Genomic DNA, 25,091 nt, shown 5'->3' with positions numbered 1-25,091 from the left:
CCCTCTCTGATACATCCCTTACGGGCTCAACCGCTGCTGCGGCCACATCTTCAAGCTAGGCGCGCGGTGTTTCATCCGGACGCTCCGGATGTGTCCGGCGCGTAAAAGAGAGCTCACACGGCGGGAAATGCATTCGTGATGCAGAAGTTAAGATCACGAAACATAAGGGAAACTGAAGCGAAATTCCGGTTGCCTAGTCTGGGACGACAAGCTGCAGAGCACCGTCTGCGGCCCATGCGAAAGGCCCACCGTGACCGGACACCCCTCAAGCCACCCGAACCAGGGCGCAACCAGCGCCGCCCCGCGCCGTATTGTGGTGGCTGGCGGCGGCCCCGCAGCGCACCGTTTCGCCGATGCCATGCACGCCCGCGGACTCGATGGCTGGCACGTTACCGTCCTCACCGAGGAAGCCCACCTCCCCTATGACCGCGTCGCGCTGAGCAAGGCACTCACCGACAGCGACGTCGACCTCACCCTGGGCAGCGCTTCCATGTGGGACCACACGGCCCTGAACCTCAAGACCGGCGAGCGCGTCACCAGCATCGACGCGGCCGGCAAGACCGTCCAGACCGCGGCGGGAACCGTCTATCCGTATGACGAGCTGGTGGTCGCGACGGGCTCGGACGCTGCCCGCCTGCCCATCCCGGGCGCCGAACTCACCCATGTGTACCGCACCCTTGAGGACGTCTGGTCCATCAACAAGGCCATCGCGGACCTCACCGCGAAGCTGGGCCGGAAGGTCAACGCGGTCACCATCGGCGGCGGTCTGCTGGGCCTGGAATCAGCCGCCGGCACCGAACAGCTCGGCGCCACCCCGATCGTCATCAACGGCTCGCCGTGGCTCATGAACACCCAGCTGGACGAGGGTGCCGGGCAGGCCCTCGGCCGGCTGATCGAGGCCAAGGGCTTCACTGTCCACGGCGGGGTGTTCCCCTCCGAGGTCCTCTCCGACGACGACGGCCAGGTCACCGGCGTCCTCATGGCCGACGGCCGGATCATCGACGCCGACATCGTGATCGTCGCGATCGGCGTGCGGCCCCGCGACGAGCTGTTCCGGGCCGCAGAGGGCGCACCGCAGCAGTTCCAGCTCGGCCAGCGCGGCGGCGTCGTCATCTCCGACGACTGCTCCACGGAGGTTCCCGGCATCTGGGCGATCGGCGAGGTCGCCAACTTCGGCGGCATGTGCCTGGGCCTCGTGGCCCCGGCCAACACGATGGCCGAAATCGTCGCGGACCGGCTGCACGGCGGCGACGCGACCTTCCCCGGCTTCGACACCGCCACCAAGCTCAAGCTCTCCGGCGTCGACGTCGCCAGCTTCGGTGACGCCTTCGCCCGCACCGAACACGCGCTCGAGATCGTCTACGCCGACCCCGCCCGCGGCGTCTACCAGAAGATCGTCACCACCGACGATGCCAAGACCCTGCTCGGCGGCATCTTCGTCGGCGACGCCTCGCCCTACACCTCCCTGCGCCCCATGCTGGGCCGCGAACTGGCCGCCGAACCCGGCGCCTACCTCACCGCGGCCGGCGGCGGCGACGCCGGGGACGAAGTCTTGGAGATCCAACTGCCGGATGACGCCATCCTGTGTTCCTGCAACAACGTCTCGGCCGGAACCATCCGTGACACCGTCAACGGCTGCGGTGCCTGCGACGGCAACGCGCCGGTCCGGGAACTCGGCGAGCTCAAGGGCTGCACCCGCGCCGGCACCAGCTGCGGTTCCTGCGTGCCGATGCTCAAGAAGCTGCTCGAAACCGAACTGACCAAGTCCGGCGTCGAGGTCTCCAAGGCCCTGTGCGAACACATCGAGCTCTCCCGCCAGGAACTCTTCGACGCCATCCGGGTCCTGGAGCTGACCTCCTTTGAGGAGATCATGGCCAAATACGGCACCGGCGCCGGCTGCGACATCTGCAAGCCGACCATCGCCAACATCCTCGCCAGCCAGAACAGCGCCTACGTCCTGGACGCCGGCCGCGGCACCCTGCAGGACACCAACGACCGTGCCCTGGCCAACATGCAGAAGGACGGCACCTACTCGGTGGTCCCGCGGATCGCCGGCGGCGAGATCACCCCGAAGAAACTCGGTGTGATCGCCGCTGTCGCCGAGCAGTACGGCCTCTACACCAAGATCACCGGCGGGCAGCGGATCGACATGTTCGGCGCCCGGCTGGAGCAGCTGCCCGAAATCTGGAAGGTCCTGGTCGATGCCGGCTTCGAATCCGGCCAGGCCTACGGCAAGAGCCTGCGCACGGTGAAGTCCTGCGTCGGCTCCACCTGGTGCCGCTTCGGGGTCCAGGATTCGGTGGCCATGGCCATCGCGCTCGAGTTGCGCTACCGCGGCCTCCGCAGCCCGCACAAGCTGAAGATGGGCGTCTCCGGCTGCGCCCGCGAATGTGCGGAGGCCCGGGGCAAGGACGTCGGCGTCATCGCCACCGCCGACGGCTGGAACCTGTACGTCGGCGGCAACGGCGGCGCCACCCCGGCGCACGCCCAACTGCTGGCCAAGGACCTCGACGACGAAACCCTGATCAGGTACATCGACCGCTACTTCATGTACTACATCCGCACGGCCGACCGGCTGCAGCGCACCGCGCGCTGGCAGGAAGAGCTCGACGGCGGCATCAAGCACGTCGAGGACGTGGTGGTGCACGACACCCTGGGCATTGCCGCGGACCTCGACGCCGCCATGGCCAAGCACGTTGACACCTACGTCGACGAATGGGCCGACACCCTGAAGGATCCCGAGCGCCTCCGCCGCTTCCGCTCCTTCGTCAACGCCCCGGACCAGAAAGACGATTCGATCACCTTCGTCTCCGACGAGCGCGGCCAGATGCGCCCCGCGACAGCGGAGGAGAAGGCGCGGGCCGGGCAGCAGCCGGTCCTGATCGGGGCTTCCATTCCGGTCCGATCCACCACCCCGGGACTGCCTGACGAGAACGAGGTATAGCCATGCAGCTCACCATTGACCTCACTGGACGCGAAGTCCTGGTCACGGGCGCGGACCACGCCGCCCGTCAGGCCGTACGGCGCTATGAGGCGGCCGGCGCCGTCGTGTTCCGCCTCAACACCCCGCAGGGCGCCGGCATTGACGGCCCGCTGCCCGAGCGCCCGTTCCTGGTCGCCGCGGTCGACGACGGCCAGCCGGGCTGGGAGGCCCTCCTGGACCGGTGCCGCGCCACTGGCATCCCGGTCGCGGCCGAGCCCCCGGCCGGCCCGGCGGGCCACGTCACGTTAGTCGGCGGCGGACCCGGGACCACCGAGCTGCTCACGGTCGCCGCCGTCGCCGCGCTGCGCGATGCCGACGTCGTCTTCTACGACCGGCTCGCCCCGTACCAGGACCTGCCGTCCCTGACCTCGGCAGAGCTCGTGGATGTGGGCAAGAAGCCCGGCCACCACAAGGTCAGCCAGGCCGACATCGAAAAGCTCATGGTGGAAAGCGCGCTGGCCGGCAACAACGTGGTCCGCCTCAAGGGCGGGGACCCCTATGTGTTTGGCCGCGGCGGCGAGGAAGTCGCGTCCTGCGTCGCGGCCGGGGTTCCGGTCCGCGTCATCTCCGGCGTCACCAGCGCCATCTCGGTTCCGGCCGCCGCCGGCATCCCGGTCACGCACCGCGACGTCAGCCACATGTTCACCGTGGTCTCCGGCCATGCCCCGCTGACCGAGAACGAACTGACGCACCTCGCCGGGCTCGGTGGAACCATTGTGGTCCTGATGGGCATCGGCACCCTGCACCACCTCGCGGCCGGACTCCGCCGGGCCGGAATGCGGGCCGACATGCCGATGGCGGTCGTCGAACGCGGCTACCGCCCCGGCCAGCGCACCACGATCGCCGAGCTGGGCACCATCACCTCCGCAGCCGCGGGCTGCAGCAACCCCGCCGTCCTGGTGATCGGGGACGTTGTCCGGGTGGCCGAAGCCAACCGGGGCTGTGCCGGTGCCACGGCAGAGCTCGACCGTCTTGCTGCATCACTGATGGAGGCGTAAGGATTCCCATGAGCGCATTGAACGCCGTCGCCGCAGCCCTCCCGGAGCCCGGCGCACCACTGTCCCCCTTGAACCCCGCCCTAGCCTCCGCACTGACCGCCGGCGGCCCCGCCGGCTCATCCGCGCCGGAACCCGCCGAGGACGCGACCGACCGGGACCTCCCCCTGGACGGCTTCCGGATCGGCGTCACCTCGCACCGCCGTTCGCAGGACCTTATTGAGGCCCTGGAACGCCGCGGTGCCGAGGTGCTTCACGCCCCGGCACTGAAAATCGCCCCGGTCCGGGAGGACCAGAGCCTAATCGATGACACCCGGGCGATCATCGCCGCCCGGCCCGATCTTTGCATCGCGACCACCGCCTACGGCATGCGCCGCTGGTGCGAGGCCGCGGACACGTTTGGCATTGGCGACCAGTTGCTGGAGACCCTCTCCGCCACCCGGATGTTCGTCCGCGGGCCCAAAGCCCGCGGCGCCGTGCGCGCCGCCGGGCTCGCCGACGTCGGAATCAGCAGCGACGAAACCACGTCCACGCTCGTGGACATGCTCCTGGCCGAGGGTGTGCGCGGCAAGACAGTCGCGGTGCAGCTGCACGGCTACACCGATGTCCGCCAGCTCGAGCGCCTGCGCATGTCCGGGGCCACCGTCCTGACGGTCACCCCGTACCGCTGGGTCAAGCCCGACGGCGCCGACCGGCTGCCCAAGCTGATCGAAGCCGCGTGCAGCGGCAACCTCGATGTCCTGACGTTCACCAGCGCGCCCGCCGTGGACGCCATGTGGAGCACGGCGCACGAGATGGGCGTCTACAAACAGCTCGTGGAGAGCCTGAAGACCACTGTGGCGACCGCCGTCGTCGGGCCCATCACCGCGCAGCCGCTGCTCGATGCCGGGCTGCACCCGCTGATCCCGGAACGGTTCCGGATGGGCGCCCTGATCCGGCTGGTCTGCGAGCACCTGGCACTCAACCACGTCCGCCGGCTCGACACCGTTTCCGGCAGGGTGGAGTTGCGCGGCCGCTCGCTGCGCATCAACGGCGAGCCGGTCGAGATGGCGCCCGCACCGCTGTTGCTGCTGCGCGCGCTCATCGGCGCCGGCGGGGCTGTGCTCTCCCGCGAGGCGCTCTCGGACCTGCTGGAGCTGCGCGGTTCCGTGCATGCCCTGGACATGACAGTCAGCCGGCTGCGGTCCGCGCTGCCGGACACCCGGCTGGTGGAAACCGTGGTGAAACGCGGCTACCGGATCAGGGTCTAACCCAACGCGGGGTGCCGGCCTTCGAGACGGTGTGACCCACGGCATTACCGGCCGGTAAATACTGGCGAACGGGCAGGGCAGAAGCGGCAACACCCGGGAAACACCCCGGAAAAATCGGACGCCTACGCTGGGGGTCATCAAGCACACCGGCCACACGATGGCCACCCAGCGAAAGGGCCAGCACATGTCCGCTCCGGCAATGTCTCCCATCTCCACTTCCTCCCTGACAGGCGCTTCGGCTGCCGCCACCACGGCCGCCCGGCCCAGGATCGTCATCGCCGGCGCCGGCCGGGCCGCCCAGGCGCTCGTCCGGCAGCTCACCCGGACCCCGTTCGCCGGCGCCATCACCGTCCTCAGCAACCGGGACGACGCCCCCGAGGAATTGCTGGAGCTCGCCGTCCTGCCCCAGGTATCCGTCCGCTTCGGCCAGCCGGCCAGCTATATCGACGCGGAAAACCGCCGCGTGACCACCGCCGACGGCATGGAGTTCGACTACGACGAGCTCGTCATCGCCACCGGTTCCGCCCCCGCCGAGGCACCGGTGGAAGGTGCCGCCCGCTGCCTGAGCTATTCCACGATCGACGACGCCGCCGGGCTGGGCGAGGCCGTCAAGGACGTCACCCGGGTCCTGGGCCGCCGCCCCCTCGGCATCCTGGTCGGCACGGGTTCGGCCGCCGGCCAGGCCGAGGCCGTGCTCCGGTCCCGCGGCGTCCGCCCGGTCCGCACGACCGTGCGTCCCGCCGCCGTCGTTCCCACCGCCGCCGGGTCCGCCCTGCCGGCGTCGGGCATCGTCTTCGAGGACGGCTCCAGCATGAACGGTGACCTCGTGATCCTCGCCGAGGAGCGCATCGCCCGCGACGAGCTGGCCGCCACGGCCGGGCTCGCCACCGCTGCCGGCGGGGGGATCGTCATCGGCCAGGACTTCCGCACCTCCGTGCCGGGCATCTGGGCGATCGGTGACGCGGCAGCCTACGACGGCGTCCGGCTGGGGCTGCTTGTGGCCTCCGGTTCCGCGGCGTCGGTGTGCGCTTCCCAGTTGCTTCAGGCCACCATGGGCCGGCCCCTGGCGGCCGCCGCCTGAGGTGCCGGGGAGGCCCGGCCGGGGGCATCCGCCGGGCACATTCCTATGGCAAGATGGTTCCCTGATAAGCCGCGCACCACGCGGCGCCGCCAGGGCCCGCAGGCCCACAAGGCCAGGGAAGGGACCGCCGCGTCCCAGGCCCGCCACGAAAGGGACCACCATGAGCCAAGAAGCCGCCACCGGGGGAACGCCCAACATCGCCTCCTACATCGACCACACCCTGCTCAAGCCGGAGGCCAGCGAGGCGGAGATCCTCAAGGTCTGCGCCGAGGCGGCGGAGTACCACTTCAAGTCGGTGTGCGTGAACCCGGTCTGGGTCAAGACCGTCAAGAAAGCGCTCAAGGCATCCGGCGTCCTGACGTGCTCCGTGGTGGGATTCCCCCTGGGCGCCACGCCGAGCGACGTCAAGGCCTTCGAGGCCCGCGGCGCGGTCCTGGACGGTGCCGAAGAAGTGGACATGGTCATCAACATCGCCGCGGCCCGTGCCAATGACAAGGGCGCGCTGGTGGATGACATCGCCGCCGTCGCGGCCGCCGTGCACGAGGGCGGAGCCATCCTGAAGGTCATCATCGAAACGGCGCTGCTGGGCGATGACCAGAAGGTGCTCGCCTGCGAGGCCGCCGTGGAAGCCGGGGCGGACTTCGTGAAGACCTCCACGGGCTTCAACGGCGGCGGGGCCACCGCCGAGGACGTCGCGCTCATGCGCCGCACCGTCGGCCCGGACCTGGGTGTCAAGGCCTCCGGCGGCGTGCGTTCCCTGGCCGATGCTCAGGCTATGATTGCTGCAGGTGCAACACGTATTGGCGCCAGCTCCGGTATCGCGATCGTCAAGGGTGAACAGGGTTCGTCCGCGTACTGACCGTGCCGGCACCGCCCACAGTTTTGAGCCCCCCGGGGCCGAGGAGGAACGAATGTCCAGCAACACCACCCCGCAGACCGAGAACAGCCTCGGCTCGACCATCGTCATCTTTGCCGCGATGATGGTCCTGTTCCTCGGTGCGATCTACTCGCTGTCCTTCCTGACGCTGGAAAACACCTGGCCGATGGCCGTCTGCCTGATTCTCTTCGCCGCCGCGTTCTGGATCCCGCAGACCCTGCTGGGCCGCTCGGATTCGGCCGGCGAAAACTAGGCCACTCCTGACCCTTAAAAGACTGAAGCTCCGGTTCATCCGGAGCTTCAGTCATTTAACCGGTGGCAGTCCTAGCCGGGCACCAGCGCGAACAGGCCCTTGACCAGCCCCGTGCCGAGCGCCAGGGCCGCGGGGAAGTGCGCCTTGGCCACCGCCAGCCCGGCGCCAAACATCCCCACCATGGCGTAGCCGCTCACCGGGATCAGGACGAACCATTCCCGCCGCGAACCCGCCCGGCCCAGCAGCGGGATGGAGAACGCCCCGTTGGCCCTCCAAATGTTCTTCAGCAGCGGCAGTTTCCGCAGGACCTTGGGCGGCTTGATCACCAGTGGCCAGAGCAGCGGCACTCCCCCGGTGGTAATCATGTCCCCCACAATGTGCACCAGCACCCCGGTAAGCATCGAAACCGGCAGCCAGGTCCACTGGTGCGGCGCGAACCACGTCACGAGTCCGGCCATGAGCAGCCCGACGATCCAGTTGCTGATCCAGCCGAATTTCGGGAAGAGCTTCAGTGCCTTCGCGGCGATGTTGATCATGAACATGCACAGCAGGCCGGCCCCGACGGACAGCAGCCCCCACTGGGTCTGCACCTGCCACTGCCCGGCGATCGTGGCCAGCAGCACGAAGAACGCCGCGCCCAGCACCGAATGAGTGCCCTGCCGGTGGCCCCCGCTGGCGTTCTCAATGCCGCGCGCCACCAGGTTGGACAGCGGCGGCAGCGCATGCGCCACCGTGCTGGCGCGATGGTCCCAGTCGCAGACCAGCGCGGTCCCCGCCGTCGCCATCGCGCCGATCACGATTCCGGTGGGATCCAGGGGGTACCAGCCGAGCGCATACGGGCCGGTCGAGGCAATGGCTACCCACGCCGCGGCTCCCGACGCGGCGTGATGTCCTCCCATCATTCTTTTATTTCACCGCCGGTGTGGCAGAGACAGGGGCGTCGGAGAAGATGTTGCGGATCACGCCGTTGGCCCACTCCAGGATCTCGGCGTCCTGCAGGTCCCGGCCGCCGATCCTGGCGGTCTTGGGCTTCGGAACGAGCACGGCGTCCAGGGCCGGCTTCGCCTGCGCGCCCGGGTACATCCGGGTCAGGCGCATGAGCTTGGACTCGGGCAGCTGCGCCGGGGAGAACTTGATGAAGTTGCCCTGCAGCGCGACGTCGGACAATCCGGCCTCGCGGGCGCCCACCCGGAACCGGGCGACGTCGATCAGGTTGGTGGCCGGCAGCGGCAGTTCGCCGTAACGGTCCACGAGCTCCGCGAGGACCTCCTCGATCGCCTCGTAGGTGATGGCGCTGGCGAGTTTGCGGTAAGCCTCCAGGCGCAGCCGTTCGCCCGGCACGTAGTCGTGCGGCAGGTGCGCGTTGACCGGCAGTTCGATCTTCATTTCGGCGGCCTTCTCCTCCGCCTCGCCCCGGTATTCGGCCACGGCCTCGCCGACCAGCCGGATGTAGAGGTCGAAGCCGACACCCTGGATGTGGCCGGACTGCTCGCCGCCGAGCAGGTTGCCGGCGCCGCGGATCTCCAGGTCCTTCATGGCCAGCTGCATGCCGGCGCCGAGCTCGTTGTGCGTCGCGACGGCCTTGAGCCGTTCCAGGGCCACCTCGCCCAGCGGTTTTTCCGAGGGGTAGAGGAAGTAGGCGTAGGCGCGTTCCCGGCCGCGGCCCACACGTCCGCGCAGCTGGTGCAGCTGGGAGAGGCCGTACTTGTCCGCGCCGTCCACGATCAGGGTGTTGGCGTTGGAGATGTCCAGGCCGGTCTCGATGATGGTGGTGCAGACCAGGACGTCGAAGCGCTTTTCCCAGAAGTCCACGATGATCTGTTCCAGCCGGCTCTCGGACATCTGCCCGTGCGCCACCTCCACCCGGGCCTCCGGGACCAGTTCGCGGATCTTCGCCGCGGTGCGGTCGATCGTGGACACCCGGTTGTGGACGAAGAACACCTGGCCTTCGCGCATCAGCTCACGGCGGATCGCGGCGGAAGTCTGCTTGTCCGTGTACGGGCCCACGTACGTCAGCACGGGGTGCCGTTCCTCCGGCGGGGTGGCCAGGGTGGAGGTTTCGCGGATGCCGGTCAGGGACATTTCCAGTGTGCGCGGAATCGGGGTGGCGCTCATGGCCAGGACGTCGACGTTGGTGCGCATCTTCTTCAGCGCTTCCTTGTGTTCGACGCCGAAGCGCTGCTCCTCGTCCACGATCACCAGACCGAGGTCCTTGAAGCCGAAGTCCTTGGACAGCAGCCGGTGCGTGCCGATCACGACGTCCACGGAACCGGCCTTGACGCCGTCGGCGGTTTCCTTGGCCTCCTTGCCGGTCTGGAAGCGGGACAGCGGCTTGACGACCAGGGGGAAGCCGGAAAACCGCTCGGTGAACGTCTCGTAGTGCTGCTGGGCGAGCAGCGTGGTGGGCACCAGCACGGCGACCTGTTTGCCGTCCTGGACCGCCTTGAATGCGGCCCGGACAGCGATCTCTGTCTTGCCGTAGCCGACGTCGCCCGAGATCAGCCGGTCCATCGGGATCTCCCGCTCCATGTCGGCCTTGACCTCGTTGATGGTGGTCAGCTGGTCCGGGGTCTCCACGTACGGGAAGGCCTCCTCCAGTTCCCGCTGCCACGGGGTGTCCGGGCCGAACGCGTAGCCGCGGGAGGCCATCCGGGCCGAGTACAGCCGGATCAGCTCGCCGGCGATCTCCTTGACCGCCTTGCGGGCCTTGGACTTGGTGCTCGCCCAGTCCGCGCCGCCCATCTTGCTCAGCGCCGGGGTGTCGCCGCCCACGTACCGGGTGACCTGGTCCAGCTGATCGGTGGGCACGAAGAGCCGGTCGCCCGGGGCTCCGCGCTTGGACGGGGCGTACTCCAGGACCAGGTATTCACGCATGCCCTCGCCGCCACCGGCAACCTTGCGCTGGATCAGTTCCACGAACCGGCCGATGCCGTGCTGTTCGTGCACCACGGAGTCCCCGGCCACGAGCTGCAGCGGATCCACGGCGTTCCGCCGCTTGGACGGCATCCGGCGCATGTCCTTCGTGGAACCGGCAGAGGTCCGGCCCAGCAGGTCAGCCTCGGTCAGCAGCGCCAGTTTGAGCGGATCCAGGACAAAACCGCGGCCGACGGCGGCGGTGGTCACCTCGATCAGCCCGGCCTGCGGATCGGCCTCGAGCGTGTCCACCCGCGCGCACGGGATGTCGTTGTCGTGGAAGAGTTCGGCGAGGCGCTGCGCCGGGCCCGGGCCCTCGGTGACCACGACGATCCGCCACTGGTCCCGGACGCGGGAGCCGATGAAGTCCATCATTTCCGCCACGTCGCCCTGGTAGCCGCGGGGTTCCCGGGCGTGCAGGTTCAGCACGTCGACGTCGGGCAGCAGCTCCTCGTCGCTGGCCAGCGAGGTGATGGACCACCACGAGACGCCGTGCTCGAGGGCCGCGGTGCGGGTCTCGGTCAGCGAACGGAAGCTGGCCGAGTGCAGGGCAACGGATGCCGCGGAAGTTAAATCGAGCGGTGCGGTGCCGCCGTCGGACGCCGTCGACCAGGCGGCCTCGAGGAATTCCTCGTTCGTGGCGGCGAGGTCGTGCGCCCGGGTGCGGACCTTCTCCGGCTCGATCACCACCGCGATGGAACCCGCCGGGAGCTGGTCCAGGAACGGGACCATGGCGTCCACCAGTACGGGGGCCAGCGATTCCATGCCCTCGACGGCGATGCCGCCGGCGATTTTCTCCAGCATGTCCGCGGCGGCCGGGAGCTGGGACTTCAGGGTGGCGGCGCGGGACATGACGGAGGGTGTGATCAGGATTTCACGGCACGGCGGGGCATGGAGTTCGGTGGGATGGTGCAGGCCGGGCGCGGTCAGCGAGCGCTGGTCGGCGACGGCGAACCAGCGCATCTGGTCCACCTCGTCACCAAAGAACTCGACCCGGATGGGGTGGTCCTCGGTGGGCGGGAAGACGTCCAGCATGCCGCCGCGGACGGCGAATTCGCCGCGGCGGGTCACCATGTCCACCCGGGCGTAGGCGGCGTCGGCCAGGCTCTTGACGACACCGCTGAAGGGGGCCTCCTGGCCGACCTTCAAGGTCACCGGCACCAGTTCGCCGAGGCCGGCGACGATCGGCTGCACGACGGCGCGGACGGGGGCCACCACCACGCGCAGCGCACCGGCGGTGGACGATTCGGGGTGCGCGAGCCGCCGCAGCACCGACAGCCGCCGGCCAACGGTGTCCGAGCGCGGGGAGAGCCGCTCATGCGGCAGCGTCTCCCAGCTGGGGAACTCCGCGATCGTCTCGGCCGGCAGGAAGGCGCGCAGGGCCTCGGTCAGGTCCTCGGCCTCGCGGCCGGTCGCGGTGACGGCCAGGACCACGGGCACTCCCCGGCCAGCCCCTGCAGAGCCGGTTTCGTTTCCCGCCAGGGTCGCGAGTCCGTCCGCCATTTCCGCGAGCAGCGTGGACCGCATTCCGGCCGGGGCGCTGATCTGGTAATCCTCGCTGCGGGCGGCGAACCCGCGGGCGGCCTCGGCCTGGATCCGGGCGTAGTTCCGGTCTTCGGCGAGGACACGGCGCAAACCGGTGAGAGAGGGGCCGTTGAGGCTCATAGCTGTTGCTCCTGATGGGATCACGGGGTGCAGGCAACACGAATAGCCGAAATTCGCGAGAATCCCGGGCCCTCCAAGCCTACCGCGGAGCCTCGGGGCACGCCGACGGGCCCGGCAGGCGGGACCTGCCCGGGGCACCGCCGACGGGGCTAGGCTGGCTTCAGGAGCGGGCGGCCCATCCAACGCGGGCCGCGCACCGAATGGCTTGGTAGGCCACCCGCCAACTGCTGGCTGACAAGGAGTCACCATGAACGGCACAACCGCAACCCCCGAACCCGCTGGAACTCCTGCTCCAGCCCCGCAGGGAGCCACCGCGAAGGCCGCATCCCCTAAGACCGTGCTCGTCACCGGGGCCACCGGTTACATCGGCGGCCGGCTCGTCCCCCGGCTCCTGGAAGCCGGACACAGGGTCAAAGTCGTGGTCCGCACCCCGGCCAAGATCGCCGGCGTGCCCTGGCTGGACGACGTCGAGGTGATCCACAGCAGCCTCGACGACGGGGACGCCCTGCAGGCGGCGCTCGACGGCGTCGACGTCCTGTACTACCTGGTCCATTCCATGGCGGCCGGGGCCGGCTTCGAGGCCAAGGAAAAGACGATGGCCGGGACGGCAGCCCGGGCCGCGGCCGCCGCCGGAGTGGACAGGATCGTCTACCTCGGCGGCCTGCACCCGGCCGGAGCCGAACTGTCCACCCACATGCGCTCCCGCGAAGCGGTGGGGAAGGTGTTCCTGGAAAGCCCGGTGGACGCAGTGGTCTTCCAGGCCGGCGTCGTGATCGGCTCGGGCTCGGCGTCGTTCGAAATGATCCGGCATTTGTCCGAGACGCTGCCGCTGATGCCCGCCCCGAGCTGGGTGCGCAACAAGATCGAGGCGATAGCGGTCCGTGATGTCCTGTACTACCTCGTGGCGGCGGCGTCGCTGGAAGGACCCATCAACCGGACCTTCGACATCGGCTGCCGCCAGGTGCTCAGTTACGCCGGAATGATGCAGGAATACGCCGCCGAGGCCGGCCTGCCGCACCGTGTGGTGCTGGCGCTGCCGGTGCCGGCCCCCAAACTGGCCGGTCTGTGGGTGGCACTGACCACCCCGATCCCGCTCTCCATGTCCCTGCCGCTGGTCGAATCGCTCCAGCACGACGCCGTCGCCGCCGAGCACGACATCGACGCGCACATCCCTGTGCCGGAGGGCGGCCTGACCCCCTACCGGCGGGCCGTGGCCCTCGCCCTGGGCAAGGAACGCGACGGCCAGGTGGAGACCACGTGGGCCAGCGCCGGCGTCGACGCCGATCCCCTGCCGAGCGACCCGGATTGGTCCGGCCACGCCGTGTACGTGGATGAGCGCAGCTTCCAAAGCGACGTGGACCCCAAATATGTGTGGACCGTCATCGAAGGAATCGGCGGCCGGAACGGCTGGTACTCCCTGCCGCTGGCCTGGCAGGTGCGCGGCTGGCTGGACAAGCTCACCGGCGGGGCGGGGCTGCTGCGCGGCCGCCGGCACCCGCACCTGCTGGCCGAGGGCGAGGTGGTGGACTGGTGGCGGGTCGAGCGGATCGACCGTGGCCGGCTGCTGCGGCTGCGGGCCGAAATGCGGGCCCCGGGCCGGGCCTGGCTCGAACTTTCCGTGGAGCCGGAGGGGACGGGCAGCCGCTACCGCCAGCGCGCCATTTTCTTCCCCAAGGGCCTCAGCGGCCGCCTCTACTGGCTCGCAGTGCTGCCGTTCCACAGCGTCATTTTTCCCGCCATGTCGCGGAATATCACCGCCGCCGCCCGGGATCTGGAAAACCTCGAATCGGAGCCAGCCCGGCACACCACGTAGGATGTTGGAGCCCGAAACGTCCACTTCCACATCATGGAGGACCCCCTATGGCCCTGAGTGCATCCACTACCGTTCCGCACAGCGTCGACCGCGTTACCGCGGTTTTCGTCAATGAAGACTTCCTGCGCCACACGAGCGAACTCGTCGGCGGCACCCTGGAATCCTTCGCCGTCGACGGTGACACCGCCGGCGCTTTCAACACCACCACCGTGCGGACCATCCCCACCACCCGGATGCCGGACATTGCCCGGAAATTTGTTGGCGAAAGCCTGAAGGTGACGCAGCTGGAGGCCTGGGAGGCCCCCGCCGCCGACGGCTCCCGGCAGAGCAAGATCTCGCTGAAGGTCTCCGGCGCCCCGCTGGACGTGAATGCTGTCCAGCGTCTCGTGTCCGACGGCGGCAGCACCCGGATCGAGCTCGAGGGCGACGTGACCTCCTCGGTGCCGTTCCTTGGCGGCAAGATCGCCGACGCCGCAGAACCGATGGTCGGCAAGGCCCTGAACCTGCAGTCCCAGCAGGCCCAGGCCTGGCTCGAAAGCCACTGAGCCCGTGGAACTGCCCGCGGTCCTCGCCGTCGTCCTGATCGTCGCCGGCGTCTGGTCCCTGGTTGTCTGGCCGCAGTTCCTGCGCCGGGTCATGAAGGATCCGCGTGCCCGCGACGCCAACGGCAAGGCCACGCGCTTCCTGACCGTCCATGTGGTCCTGGTCAGCATCTCCATGCTGCTGGGGGCCGCGACGGCGGCGATTGGCGTGGCCGGGCTGCTCAGCTAGCATCCGGCACACCGGCCGTCATATGCCCGCCGGTGTGCCGGATTTCCCGCGCTCGTGGCCTGCCGGCGGATAGAATCGGCAAAAAAGTGGACAGCTGAAAGGGGACGCCAATTGCTACCCCGTCGTGCGGCCATGTGGGGGCTGGGGGCTTATGTGCTCATTCTTGGCCTCATTGCGCTCTGGCCCGTTCCCGTGGACCAGGGCGCCTCCGATCTGCTGTTGCGGTCGCTGCGGAAGCTGCACCGCTGGGGTGTCCCCGAATGGTTCGACTATCGGGTGCTCGAACTGGCCGCCAACATGGTCCTGTTCATTCCGTTGGGTGCCTTCGTGGCCCGGATCCTGGGTGCCCGGCTGTGGTGGGGCGGGGCCGCCGTCGGCTTCTTGGTCTCGGTCCTGATTGAGCTCGCCCAGCTTTTCTTCCTCCCGGCGCGCTTTCCCTCCGTCTCCGATGTCGCCGCGAACACTTTCGGCGCCATGATCGGCGCCCTTGCGGCCCTGGTGCTCATGACACTCTCCGCTGCTGTGCGATTCCGCGGTCCACCGCGTACTCTGTGAACAGGCCCGACGGGAGGACAACGAAAGTATGCGGATTTCGGTTATCGGTTGCGGTTATTTGGGCGCTGTTCATGCTGCTTGCATGGCCAAGCTGGGCCACGACGTTGTAGGCATCGACGTCGACGAACACAAGGTGGCGCAACTGTCAGCAGGCCACGCCCCGTTCTATGAACCTGTTTTGGACGATCTGCTGTCCGAGCTGGAAGAATCCGGGCTTCTGCGATTCACCACCGACATGGCCGCCGCCCGCGGCTCCGAGGTCCACTTCATCTGTGTCGGAACCCCTCAAAAACGCGGCGAAAACGGCGCCGATCTGCGCTACGTTGACGCCGCGGTCACGGCTCTGGCCGCCCATCTCTCCCCCGGCGACGTCGTGGCCGGGAAATCCACCGTGCCTGTAGGTACGGCCGCGCGGCTGGCCGAGGTGCTGGCCGAAACCGAGCCCGGCGCGATGCTGGTCTGGAACCCGGAGTTCCTGCGCGAAGGCCACGCCGTAACGGACACCCTGAACCCGGACCGGTTTGTCTACGGGACACCGGACGGAAGCGAAGACCACCCAGCGGTGGCTGTCCTGGACCAGGTCTACGAGACCCCGCTCTCGCGCGGGACACCCCGGCTGGTGACGGACTACGCTACGGCCGAACTCGTCAAGACTGCCGCCAACTCCTTCCTTGCCACCAAGATTTCCTTCATCAACGCCATGGCCGAGGTCTGTGAGGCCACGGGGGCCGATGTCACCCGGCTGGCCGACGCGATCGGGCTGGACGAGCGGATCGGCCGGAAATTCCTGAATGCCGGCATCGGTTTCGGCGGCGGCTGCCTGCCCAAGGACATCCGTGCGTTCATGGCCCGCGCGGGCGAGCTGGGCGCCGACCAGGCGTTGACTTTCCTGCGCGAGGTTGACGCCATCAACATGAGGCGCCGGACCCGGGTCGTGGAACTCACGCGGGAGCTCTGCGGCGGCACCCTGATGGGACAGCGGATCGCCGTCCTGGGCGCGGCCTTCAAGCCCGAAAGCGACGACGTCCGGGACTCCCCCGCGCTGAGCGCTGCCGCGCAGCTGCAGTTGCAGGGCGCTGTGGTGACGGTGACCGACCCCCAGGCCCTGCCCAATGCCGCCAAGCGTTTCCCGGAACTCCAGCTGGAGCCGGACCTTGAGACGACGCTGCAGAAGGCCGATGCCGTGCTGCTGCTGACCGAATGGCAGGCCTACCGGGAACTGGATCCGCACGCGGCCAAGGCGCTCGTGTCCGCGCCGCGCATCCTGGACGGCCGCAATGTCCTGGACCCTGCCAAGTGGCGGGCCGCCGGCTGGACTTACAAGGGCCTGGGCCGTCCCTAGGGCGCGGCCGTCAGCCTGCCAGCGGCCTGGCCGAGTGCGTCCTCCGCGGCCACCCATGAGAGCATGGCGCACTTGACCCGGGCGGCGTAACGGGACACGCCCTCAAACGCGGCGGCGTCGCCCAGCACCTCCGGGTCGGCCGGCACCTTGCCGCGCGAGCGCAGCACCTCGCGGAAGCTGTCTATGACCGTGCGGAGTTCCTCGACGCTCATGCCCTCGGCGAGCTCGGTCAGCACGGATGCCGAGGCCATCGAGATTGAGCAGCCGTCGCCGTCCCAGCGCAGCTCACTGACCTTCCCGCCGGCCACGGACACCCGGACCGTGATTTCGTCGCCGCAGGTCGGATTCAGCTGGTGGGACTGGCCGCTGCTGGCGTCCATGGGTGCGGCCGCGGCGGCCAGGCCGCTGCCGTGCCGGGCCTTGGCGTGTTCCAGGATGATCTGCTGGTAGAGCTGGTCAAGACTCATGGATGTCCGTCCTAGGCTTGGAAGTAGGCACGGACATCGGCGGCCGCGTTCAGGAACGCGTCCACATCGTCCGTGGTGTTGTAAAGATACGTGCTGGCGCGCGTCGTCGCCGCCAGCCCGAGCCTCCGGTGCAGCGGCTGGGCGCAGTGGTGGCCGACCCGCACGGCGATGCCCCGGCTGTCCAGGAACTGGCCGACGTCGTGCGCGTGGACGCCGGCGACGTCGAATGCCGCCAGGCCAATGCGTTCCTGTCCCGCCGCGGGGCCCAGCACCCGGATGCCGGGGATGGATTCCAAGCCGCGCACGAGGCGCTGGCCGAGTTCGGCCTCCCAGGCGTGAATGCGGTCCATCCCGGTTTCGCTGAGGTAGTTCACCGCCGCGGCCAGTGCGACCGCCTGCGAAATGCGCTGGGTGCCGGCCTCGAAGCGTTGCGGGCTCGGCAGGAATCCGGCCCGTTCCATCGTGACGGTGGTGATCATGGACCCTCCCGTCAGGAACGGCGGCATCGCGTTGAGCAGTTCCGAGCGGCCATAGAGGGCGCCGATTCCGGTGGGGCCGAGCATCTTGTGGCCGGAGAACACCGCGAAGTCGACGTCGAGCGCCTTGACGTCCAGAGGCAGGTGCGGCGCGGACTGGCAGGCGTCGAGCACCACGAGGGCCCCCGCGGACCGGGCCAGGGCCACCAGGGCTGCTACCGGGTTGATGGTGCCCAGGACATTGGACGCGTGGGTGAACGCCAGGACGCGGGTGCGCGGGCCGATGATGCCGGCGGCGGCCTCCAGGTCCAGGGCGCCGGCGTCGTTGATCGGGATGAACTTCACGACGGCGCCTGTCCGGGCCGCCAGCTCCTGCCAGGGGATCAGGTTGGCATGGTGTTCCATCTCCGTGACGACGAGTTCGTCGCCCGGGGCCAGGGCGAACCGGGCCGCTTCGGGTCCGGCGCCGGGCAGGGAAGCGTTGAGGAAAGAATAGGTGAGCAGGTTCAGGCCCTCCGTGGCGTTGGAGGTCCAGATCAGCTCATCCCACTCGGCCCCGACAAAGTCGGCGACCGTTTCCCGGGCGTTTTCGAATGCCTCGGTGGCCTCGACGGCGAGGTGGTGCGCCCCGCGGTGGACCGCGGAGTTCCGCTGCTCATAGAATTCCTGCTCGGCCTCGAGCACGCTCAGCGGGTTCTGCGAAGTCGCCCCTGAGTCCAGGTAGACGAGCGGGAAGCCGTTGACGTGCTGTTGCAGGATCGGGAAATCGTTGCGGATCCTCAGGACCTCCTCGTTTCCGAGGGCGGCGGCAGAGCGGCGGAGGTGGGCTGGGGTGGCAACCATGGCGGGGACTCCTGGATCGGCGTTCGCTGCGGCGTGCCCCGTGCCGCCCGGAAAGCAAGCGGCGCGAAATACATCACACAGATTAAACCTAATTATCCCACGTTCCCGCAGCTCTCCTGCGCGGCCACCGCGCGGACCCGCACACCGCGGAACGCGCACACCGCGGAACGCGCTCACCGCGGAACGCGAGAGGAGTTCCGTGCCCCGGTAACCGGCTCGAGGGGCCATCGGCTCGCGCGGCGGTGCCCTTCGGTGGCCAAGACCCGGACCGCGACGGGCGCATTGCCCAAGGGCAGCCGCAAATCGACCCCCAGCCAGGGGGTGGGCCGGTGCTGCCCGAAAATGGCAAACGACAAACAATAGCGGCCGCGGCGATGACCGCAGGGGCCGCGGCTGTCCGTCGCCGGGACCCATTGGCGGGAGCCGTGGGCCGACGGGATCCAGCAGCGGCATCCAAAAGCGACATCCAACAGGGGCGCCGGAACAGCCGGCCGGCTCTCACTGCTACGGCGCAAGGTCTGCCCCGACGCAGGGCTTGCCCGACATGCCGGCGCTTGACGCCAGGGCCGGCGAGGGCTTGCACACAAGACGTCGTCACCCGCCGCTACCCCCTGCGGCGATGCCCGCCGGTACCCGTGTCAGGGTCGCGCTTCTCGAAGGCGCGGACCCGCGTGAAGACCGGTTAAGGGAGCCGGCGGCGGCTGGGGGGAGAGCCTCGGTCTCAGAAGGCTCTGACGCCGCCGGCTCCGACCTTGGCGCGCGGCTGCCCGTTGAGGCACCGCACGATTCCAATGAAGGAGTTAGTGGGAAAGATTACGGCCCGATCACCTCTAATGGTGGCAGTGRCTGCATCCGCAAGCAAGGAATTTGAGACCACACTTTCCTCGGGCCATGCTTGCGGTTGCTGACCGCCCTCAAGTTCCTCATTTTGAGACCTTTGTGAGCTGTTCGGGGTGGAGCTGTTCGGGTTAGTGCTGTTCGTGGGACTGGCTTAAGTCAATCGCCCGAACGGGCTCTGCACACGAGTAGCGTTTACCCGACTTCTGAGGCCCTACTCGCCATGGCACTACTTGGAGCTACTCCCGCTGGTCCCGGAGTCCACCCGTGCTGTACGCACGCCACAGCCAGGTCAGGCCACGCCGGGCCGGGCCGGACCGGTCAGGAGGGCAGCGGGCCGAGGTCCAGGAGGTCCGCCCGCCGGCCCACGCCGAGCTTGGCGAAGATCCGGGACAGGTGCCCCTCCACGGTCCGAAGTGACACACAGAGCGCGGTGGCCATCTCGGCGTTCGTGGCCCCGCCCGACACCAGTTCCAGGACTTCGGTCTCACGGGCAGTCAACGGGGCGCCGTGATCGCTGCGGACGACCTCCAATTGCGACAACATTCCGGCCTCCACCAGGCGGTGATGGACCCGGCGCTGGACCGCGGTAAGCCGCCACCGCTCCGGGTCGTCTGCCAGGATCCGCTCGGCCTGCTGGGCGGCCTCAAGGGCAAGGAGCCCGTGCCCTGCATTGAGCGCGTCGTCGCTGATGCCAATGAGGTCGGACGCATCCGACGCCGACACCGCTCGCGCGTAGGACTCCACCAGCCTGGCCTCCGGGCCGTCGACTGCGCCGCTGCTGAGGGCGAGGGCCTCGGCGCCCGAGGTGTCACCGCCGCGGAGCGCGAGCCGCCTGATATCGGTTTCGACGCCGCGCAGGCTCTCGTGCAGGGCCTCGTCCGCCAGCCGCGCCAAAGCCCCGGCACCGCTCCCTCCGGGCCCTTCTCCGGGTTCAGCCGCCCGGCAGTACGCCTCTGCCAGCAGGTGAAGGGTTTTCGGCTCCCGGTACACCGAGAGCCGGTAGGCCAGTACATGCTGGCTGGCCTCATGGTGGCGTCCGACGGCGGCTGCGGCATAGGCCGCGACGGCGCGCGCAAACGGCAACAGACCTAACGGGTCGGCGATAGTGAGCTCTTCGACACTCAGCCGAAGTTCGGCCAGGCTTTCACGCATCCTGCCCTGGCGCAACCGCGAGTATCCCCGCATGAGGTGCAGCATGCCGCCGCTGTACAGCAGCCGCCCAGGCTCACGGGCCGCGTAATCGTCCAGGACATTTCCGAGCCGGTCCCAGTCGCCGGCCCAGATCAGATTCAGGCAGTGGCGCACCACGAGGTCCTCGTAGACCAAGGGTAGTTCCAGGCTTGCGGTCCGGGCCCCGCCCCATGCCTCGCCGTCCAAACGCAGCCCTGCGCGGAGTTGACCTTGGGCGGTCAAGAGTTCGGCGAGGAGGGAAACTGCCGGGACCCGGATTTCGGGATAGGCGCCGGCCGCGGCGATGAGTTCGCGCAGCACGGTTCCAACTGCCATGAACTTGCCGTCCCACGAGTGACTCAGAAGCTCTGTGGCCAGTCCCCCGGCGGCTGTCACGTCCGGCGGCTGTCCCTCCGGAGCGCGTCCGGAAAGGTCGGTGCACGTCGCGAAATCCGCAGACAGTGAATCCCGGGCACGCGATTCCAGGAGCCCTGGTTCGATGGGCAGTTCAAAGGCCGGGCGGTGCGTGCCGGCGTCCGGATGCTGTTGCCGGGCCGGCGTTGCGGACCCGAGCCGGGCTGCCAGGAGGGCAGCCAGGTAGGACGGCCGTCCGGAGGGCACCGGCTGTGCGGACTCCAGACACGCCACAGCGGCCTCGGTGTGCCCCGCGATGAAGTGCGAATAGGCCAGCTGGATCCGGGCCTCGGGGAGGAACCGGGCGTCCCGGATGGCGCCAGCCACCCGGGCCGCGGTCCCAGGGTCCAGGTCCGTGTTCGCGGCGACAGCGGCCTGCAGGAGCTGGATCGGAGGGATCTCTACGCCGCAGTCCATGGACCAGCGCAGCCGGTTGAGGGCCGCTCCCGGCGCCGCGGCCCGCGCCGACGGAAGCGACAACACGCTCGAACGCAGGGCCGAACTGCGGCCGGCCGGGACCCGCTGGCGGATAATCTCGCCAAGTATCGGGCTGGCGGCCCGTACCAGCCGGTCATGTCCCGTGGAGACGGCAATGATGCCCGCGGTGTCCAGGGCATCGACGGCCTTGGGACCACTGATCCGCAGAATCTGGGACAGGGATAGCGGTCCGGCCATGGCAACGATCGTGGCGGCGGTCTTTTCCTCCGGTGTCATGGAGCGCAACTGCCGGTCGACAACGTCGGCGGCCGGAACTTGGGCCATGTCGGGGTTGGCCAGCAGGAACCACACTCCGTGCCGGAGGCCCAAGGCGCCGCTGGCCCGGGCATGCTGGATCAGGGACATCAGCATGAGCGGATTGCCGTCGGCCGCCTTATAGAACAACGCACTAACCCACGGAGAGACGTCGGCCCGCAGGACCTGCTCACATAGTTGGTGGGTTCCGATCCGGCTCAGCGGGTAAAGGTCGAACTTGGAAATTATCCCGTCGTCCCAAAGCGCGAGGAACTCTTCCGGAATCATCGGCCCGGGACGGCAGGCCACGAGGATTCCCGCGGCGCCGGTCGCCGCCGCCTGCGCCAGCTGCCGGACGGTCCCATGGTCGAGGCAATGCGCATCGTCGACCACAAACAGAGGGCGGTCCGCCTCGGATTTCAGGCTGCGCGCCATCGCTTCCACGACGGCTGCGTAGGAGTCGAGTTCCCGGTCAGGAAGCCGGGACAAGTACGGCGCCAGGGCCCCGAAAGGAACGCTGGCCAGAGCCGAAGTGGCGGTCAGCCGAATCAGATGGCGGTGGGGCTCGAGTTCGCGGATGGCGGCCTTGAGGACGGCGGTCTTGCCCGCGCCCGCGCCGCCGACGATGAGCGCACCTGATCGGGTGTCGTCACGCAGGCAACGCACCAGGTCCTTGACCAGCGCCGAGCGCTCGATCAGTGCCGAGGTCTCAGCCAGGCTTTCCATCGCCGGTTCTTCCTGCCAGTTTCTGCCCGTCTTGAACAGACGTCCGGGTTGCCGCCTGCAGTCTGCCGGGCTCAGCCGAGCCTGGCGCTGTCTGCCGGAGTCGAGATGACATCTTTGAGTTCCGATCGGCTGGCGACGTGCAGCTTCGAATACACCTGATAGAGGTGTCCCTCCACAGTGCGGACGGATACGTGCATCTGTTCCGCGATCTTGCGGTTGGACGTACCGGCAGCAGCCCGGACCGCCACTTCACATTCCCTCGCCGTCAGGGTTGAGGTTGTAAGCGACCGCAGCCCGTTCTTCGGACTGCCGAACTTGTCATCGAGGGACTGCTGCGCTCGCTGGGCGATCCGCAACGCGATGCGGTTGCCGGCGTCGTTTGCGCAGCCGACGGCTTTCCGCACCGCGTCCCTGGCGAACACGGTGTTGCCGCATGCCTCAGCTTCCTTGGATGCTGCCAGTAACTGTTCGCTGTCAGCCTCCCTCATGCCTTCGGCCAGCCGCGAGCACAGGGCCGCGAATTGTCCGGTCACCCTCCCGCTCAGGCTGCCGAGCTTCTGGCCCGCCTGGCGGTCTCCCAGCCGGGCCGCGGCGGACTGGAACAGGAGCGCGGGGGCCAGTGCTGACGTTTCAGCGTCGTTGCCCGCTTCGGCCGAGAGCGCACGGATGGACATTGCCCTCTGGCCGAGCTCGGCCAGAGCCGACAGTTCGAAATAGCGTGTGAGCCGTTCCACCAGCCAGGCCGCGGGCGGCCGGGCCTGGGCAAGATCGTCCAGCAGCAGGCCGGCCACTTCCTCTTCGCCCTGGAGTGCGGCGGCATAGGCACACACGGCTGCGGCCAGGCCGCCCAAAGCGTCGGGGTCCTGCGCCCGGAGCTGCCAGCGGCCTGCCTGGAGCCGGGACAAGGCGTCGTCGAGGTGTCCGGCATGCAGGTCCATGACGCCCTGGCCGATCTCAAACATCCCGCCCAGCCTGGTCTGGGGCTCTGCGCCGCTGTACGTCTCCTCAAGATAGACGGACGTTTCCCTGAACTTGCCGGAGAGCAAAAGAAGGAGGAGGAACCTGCCCCTGATCTCACGAACCGCATGGTCCCTGAGCTGCACGCCGGCTGTGGCCGCCAGGATCTGCTTTCCAAGGGCGAGCGCCCGCACCACGTTGCCTGTGACGGCCAGGGCCTCGCTGCGCACGCTGGCGGTCAGGATCCTTGGTTCGCTGCCCAGGTCCCCCGCGTCCACGCCGTCGGTTATGGCCAGGACCTCGTCGTAGCGTCCACGGAAAGCGGCGAGCCCAGCCTCCGCCAGGCGCAGCCGCTCCCGGGCTGCAACTGCAACTGGACTCTGTGCGGCGGGCTCGGCAGCCAGCCGCTCGGCGAACTCCTGTATCCGGGCTTCGGGGTCGGCGCCCGGGGCAGTGCTGCGTTTGTCCAATTCCACGCGCAGCAGCTGCAAAGCGGTCCACTCGGTCAGGGGAAGCTTGGCGCACGCGCCGTCATCCAGTGCCTCCAGAACCCGGCGTGCGGAGTCCTCGTTGTTCACCGAGATGTGGGCATTGACTGTTTCGATGGCCATCAGGGCGGCGGGTTCGCTTCCTTCGACCTCCTGGACAAATCGCAAGGCGGCCGCGTGGTCGGATGCTCCGTTCGCGGCGCGGGCGGCGGCCAGGGCGACCTGGGAGCTCACCTCTTCCCCGCAATCCAGAGCCCAGGCGACGCCGGCCGAGCCGCCGGTGTCCAGCGTGTCCGATTCCTGGAGCACGGCCGTGAGCCGGCGGCGGAGTTCGGCGCTGCGCCCGGGCGGGACCACGTTGGCGACAATTCCGGCTGTTACCGGGTTGGCGATGCTGACCATCGGCGGATGGTCGTGGGTGACCCGGATCAGGGCCCGCTCCTGGAGCGCGTCCATATCCTGCGGGTTGGCGATGAGCATGAGGGTCTGCAGCGGGACTGCCCCGGCGAGTGCCAGCAGTTCAAAGACGTCGCGCTGGCCGTTGCCGAGCCGGTTGAGGCGTGCCTTCACGACGTCCCGGATCTCTCCGGTCAAGGCGATGGGGCCGTTGCCCAGGAACCATACACCGTCCTGGCGGATCACTGTGCCCAGCTTGATCTGCTCCCGGGCCAGGGAATGGAGGAACAAGGCGTTGCCCCCGCTCGCACTCCAAAGCGCCCGGGCAGCGGTCAGGGAGAACCGGCCGCCGTATTCGTGGTGCAACGTTGTTGCCGTCTCTGCAAAGTCGAACGGTCCGAGGTCCACCCGTCGGAGCAGGTCATCCTTCCACAGGCCCATGATGTCCCCGCCGATGTGCGGCATGTCAACGCACGCCGCCAGCAACGTGACATGGGACCCGGCGCTCAACTGGGCCACCATCATGCTGGAGAGCTCGTCGAGGTCATGGGCGTTGTCCACGAAGAGGACGATTCGCCGGCCTTCGGATTTGTTGTGGAGCAGCTGGGTCAGTCCGCGCAGCACCATCAGCGGGTGCTCGAGGTGTGAGGCGTCGAGGTCGTTGAGCAGGACGCTCAAGGCCCCGTAGGGAAGCTTGGAGGATATGGAGCTGCCCCTGACCTGGACTACCAGGTACTCGTCGCCGAGCTGCTCCAGGGCGCGCTGGGCGATAAAGGACTTGCCGGCCCCGTGGTCGCCCACGAGTACGATGCCGCAGCCGGAACCCGACGTCAGGGTCTCAACGATGTCGGCAACGACCTCCTGGCGGGTGAAGGGTCTGTCCTTACTGCGGCCATGACCGTTTCTTTGCGCCGGAAACACTATTTCTGTCTGGCCGCTGCCCGTTGGCAAGCCGGCGTCTTGCTGGAACATATGAGAGACCTTCGCAATCAAAGTGTGAGCGGTGATACCTCAACGGTAGGGACTACGCGTATTTTCGGTATGCGTAAGTAGTACTCGATTACCTAGCGAGTATTCCGCCCGC

17 protein-coding genes are annotated in these 25,091 nt (G+C 68.5%); 11 read left to right on the top strand and 6 right to left on the bottom strand.

The genetic code is table 11. The features are described from left to right. The first annotated feature begins 250 nt into the window (after positions 1-250). The 6 genes from nirB (at position 251) to AC1D1W_RS03615 (ending at position 7,439) form a co-directional block, all read left to right on the top strand. Positions 251-2,944 (top strand): nitrite reductase large subunit NirB, encoded by a 2,694-nt coding sequence (gene nirB / locus AC1D1W_RS03640; RefSeq protein WP_476942961.1) that lies wholly within the window; start codon positions 251-253, stop codon positions 2,942-2,944. Positions 2,945-2,946: 2 nt separating this feature from the next. Continuing rightward, positions 2,947-3,981, top strand: coding sequence for a uroporphyrinogen-III C-methyltransferase (gene cobA, locus AC1D1W_RS03635; protein ID WP_476942960.1), 1,035 nt, complete (start codon positions 2,947-2,949; stop codon positions 3,979-3,981). A 92-nt stretch (positions 3,982-4,073) separates the two neighbouring features. Beyond that, positions 4,074-5,228, top strand: coding sequence for a uroporphyrinogen-III synthase (locus AC1D1W_RS03630; RefSeq protein WP_476942985.1), 1,155 nt, complete (start codon positions 4,074-4,076; stop codon positions 5,226-5,228). Between the two features lie 184 nt (positions 5,229-5,412). Next, positions 5,413-6,309 carry an FAD-dependent oxidoreductase gene (locus AC1D1W_RS03625; protein WP_243179736.1) on the top strand — a complete coding sequence of 299 codons (897 nt, stop codon included), beginning with the start codon at positions 5,413-5,415 and terminating at the stop codon, positions 6,307-6,309. Positions 6,310-6,469: 160 nt separating this feature from the next. Continuing rightward, a complete protein-coding gene (deoC, locus tag AC1D1W_RS03620) occupies positions 6,470-7,168 on the top strand; it encodes a deoxyribose-phosphate aldolase (RefSeq protein WP_243179738.1) in 699 nt (232 codons plus the stop codon). 52 nt (positions 7,169-7,220) lie between these two features. Further along, a complete protein-coding gene (locus tag AC1D1W_RS03615) occupies positions 7,221-7,439 on the top strand; it encodes a hypothetical protein (protein WP_028278362.1) in 219 nt (72 codons plus the stop codon). Positions 7,440-7,510: 71 nt separating this feature from the next. On the opposite strand, the gene AC1D1W_RS03610 is transcribed toward AC1D1W_RS03615, so the two are convergent. Continuing rightward, complete coding sequence (locus AC1D1W_RS03610; protein ID WP_018774647.1) at positions 7,511-8,341, bottom strand: metal-dependent hydrolase; 831 nt, start codon at positions 8,339-8,341, stop codon at positions 7,511-7,513. A 4-nt stretch (positions 8,342-8,345) separates the two neighbouring features. After that, entirely contained in the window at positions 8,346-12,017 is a 3,672-nt protein-coding gene (gene mfd, locus AC1D1W_RS03605) for a transcription-repair coupling factor (protein WP_243179750.1), read from the bottom strand. Between the two features lie 247 nt (positions 12,018-12,264). Here mfd and AC1D1W_RS03600 point away from each other — a divergent pair, with 247 nt between their 5' ends. From AC1D1W_RS03600 to AC1D1W_RS03580, 5 genes are all read left to right on the top strand, one after another. After that, a complete protein-coding gene (locus AC1D1W_RS03600; protein ID WP_243179752.1) occupies positions 12,265-13,830 on the top strand; it encodes an SDR family oxidoreductase in 1,566 nt (521 codons plus the stop codon). A gap of 47 nt (positions 13,831-13,877) precedes the next feature. After that, positions 13,878-14,375 carry a DUF2505 domain-containing protein gene (locus AC1D1W_RS03595; protein WP_243179753.1) on the top strand — a complete coding sequence of 166 codons (498 nt, stop codon included), beginning with the start codon at positions 13,878-13,880 and terminating at the stop codon, positions 14,373-14,375. Between the two features lie 4 nt (positions 14,376-14,379). Beyond that, positions 14,380-14,601, top strand: a complete 222-nt coding sequence (locus AC1D1W_RS03590; protein ID WP_018774651.1) for an SCO4848 family membrane protein — start codon at positions 14,380-14,382, stop codon at positions 14,599-14,601. A 153-nt stretch (positions 14,602-14,754) separates the two neighbouring features. Then, on the top strand, positions 14,755-15,156 hold the full coding sequence (locus tag AC1D1W_RS03585) for a VanZ family protein (RefSeq protein ID WP_243179754.1): 402 nt from the start codon (positions 14,755-14,757) through the stop codon (positions 15,154-15,156). Between the two features lie 28 nt (positions 15,157-15,184). Beyond that, positions 15,185-16,498 (top strand): UDP-glucose dehydrogenase family protein, encoded by a 1,314-nt coding sequence (locus tag AC1D1W_RS03580; RefSeq protein WP_243179757.1) that lies wholly within the window; start codon positions 15,185-15,187, stop codon positions 16,496-16,498. On the opposite strand, the gene sufU is transcribed toward AC1D1W_RS03580, so the two are convergent. The 4 genes from sufU to AC1D1W_RS03560 form a co-directional block, all read right to left on the bottom strand. Continuing rightward, positions 16,495-16,965 (bottom strand): Fe-S cluster assembly sulfur transfer protein SufU, encoded by a 471-nt coding sequence (gene sufU / locus AC1D1W_RS03575; protein WP_079551640.1) that lies wholly within the window; start codon positions 16,963-16,965, stop codon positions 16,495-16,497. The genes AC1D1W_RS03580 and sufU overlap by 4 nt on opposite strands. 11 nt (positions 16,966-16,976) lie before the next feature. Next, complete coding sequence (locus tag AC1D1W_RS03570) at positions 16,977-18,284, bottom strand: SufS family cysteine desulfurase (RefSeq protein WP_243179769.1); 1,308 nt, start codon at positions 18,282-18,284, stop codon at positions 16,977-16,979. A gap of 1,158 nt (positions 18,285-19,442) precedes the next feature. Next, positions 19,443-22,166 carry a helix-turn-helix transcriptional regulator gene (locus AC1D1W_RS03565; RefSeq protein ID WP_476942959.1) on the bottom strand — a complete coding sequence of 908 codons (2,724 nt, stop codon included), beginning with the start codon at positions 22,164-22,166 and terminating at the stop codon, positions 19,443-19,445. A 71-nt stretch (positions 22,167-22,237) separates the two neighbouring features. After that, a complete protein-coding gene (locus tag AC1D1W_RS03560) occupies positions 22,238-24,979 on the bottom strand; it encodes a LuxR C-terminal-related transcriptional regulator (RefSeq protein WP_476942958.1) in 2,742 nt (913 codons plus the stop codon). Positions 24,980-25,091: the final 112 nt, after the last annotated feature.

This window comes from Arthrobacter sp. P1_B4 (genome assembly GCF_056406555.1).
This window is presented reverse-complemented; position numbering and strand designations above follow the sequence as displayed.

Bases quoted from the DNA above. Each gene is read 5' to 3' on its own strand.
- cobA (WP_476942960.1), top strand. From the start codon at position 2,947: ATGCAGCTCACCATTGACCTCACTGGACGCGAAGTCCTGGTCACGGGC.
- AC1D1W_RS03625 (WP_243179736.1), top strand. From the start codon at position 5,413: ATGTCCGCTCCGGCAATGTCTCCCATCTCCACTTCCTCCCTGACAGGC.
- deoC (WP_243179738.1), top strand. From the start codon at position 6,470: ATGAGCCAAGAAGCCGCCACCGGGGGAACGCCCAACATCGCCTCCTAC.
- AC1D1W_RS03615 (WP_028278362.1), top strand. From the start codon at position 7,221: ATGTCCAGCAACACCACCCCGCAGACCGAGAACAGCCTCGGCTCGACC.
- AC1D1W_RS03610 (WP_018774647.1), bottom strand. From the start codon at position 8,341: ATGATGGGAGGACATCACGCCGCGTCGGGAGCCGCGGCGTGGGTAGCC.
- mfd (WP_243179750.1), bottom strand. From the start codon at position 12,017: ATGAGCCTCAACGGCCCCTCTCTCACCGGTTTGCGCCGTGTCCTCGCC.
- AC1D1W_RS03600 (WP_243179752.1), top strand. From the start codon at position 12,265: ATGAACGGCACAACCGCAACCCCCGAACCCGCTGGAACTCCTGCTCCA.
- AC1D1W_RS03595 (WP_243179753.1), top strand. From the start codon at position 13,878: ATGGCCCTGAGTGCATCCACTACCGTTCCGCACAGCGTCGACCGCGTT.
- AC1D1W_RS03580 (WP_243179757.1), top strand. From the start codon at position 15,185: ATGCGGATTTCGGTTATCGGTTGCGGTTATTTGGGCGCTGTTCATGCT.
- sufU (WP_079551640.1), bottom strand. From the start codon at position 16,965: ATGAGTCTTGACCAGCTCTACCAGCAGATCATCCTGGAACACGCCAAG.
- AC1D1W_RS03570 (WP_243179769.1), bottom strand. From the start codon at position 18,284: ATGGTTGCCACCCCAGCCCACCTCCGCCGCTCTGCCGCCGCCCTCGGA.
- AC1D1W_RS03565 (WP_476942959.1), bottom strand. From the start codon at position 22,166: ATGGAAAGCCTGGCTGAGACCTCGGCACTGATCGAGCGCTCGGCGCTG.
- AC1D1W_RS03560 (WP_476942958.1), bottom strand. From the start codon at position 24,979: ATGTTCCAGCAAGACGCCGGCTTGCCAACGGGCAGCGGCCAGACAGAA.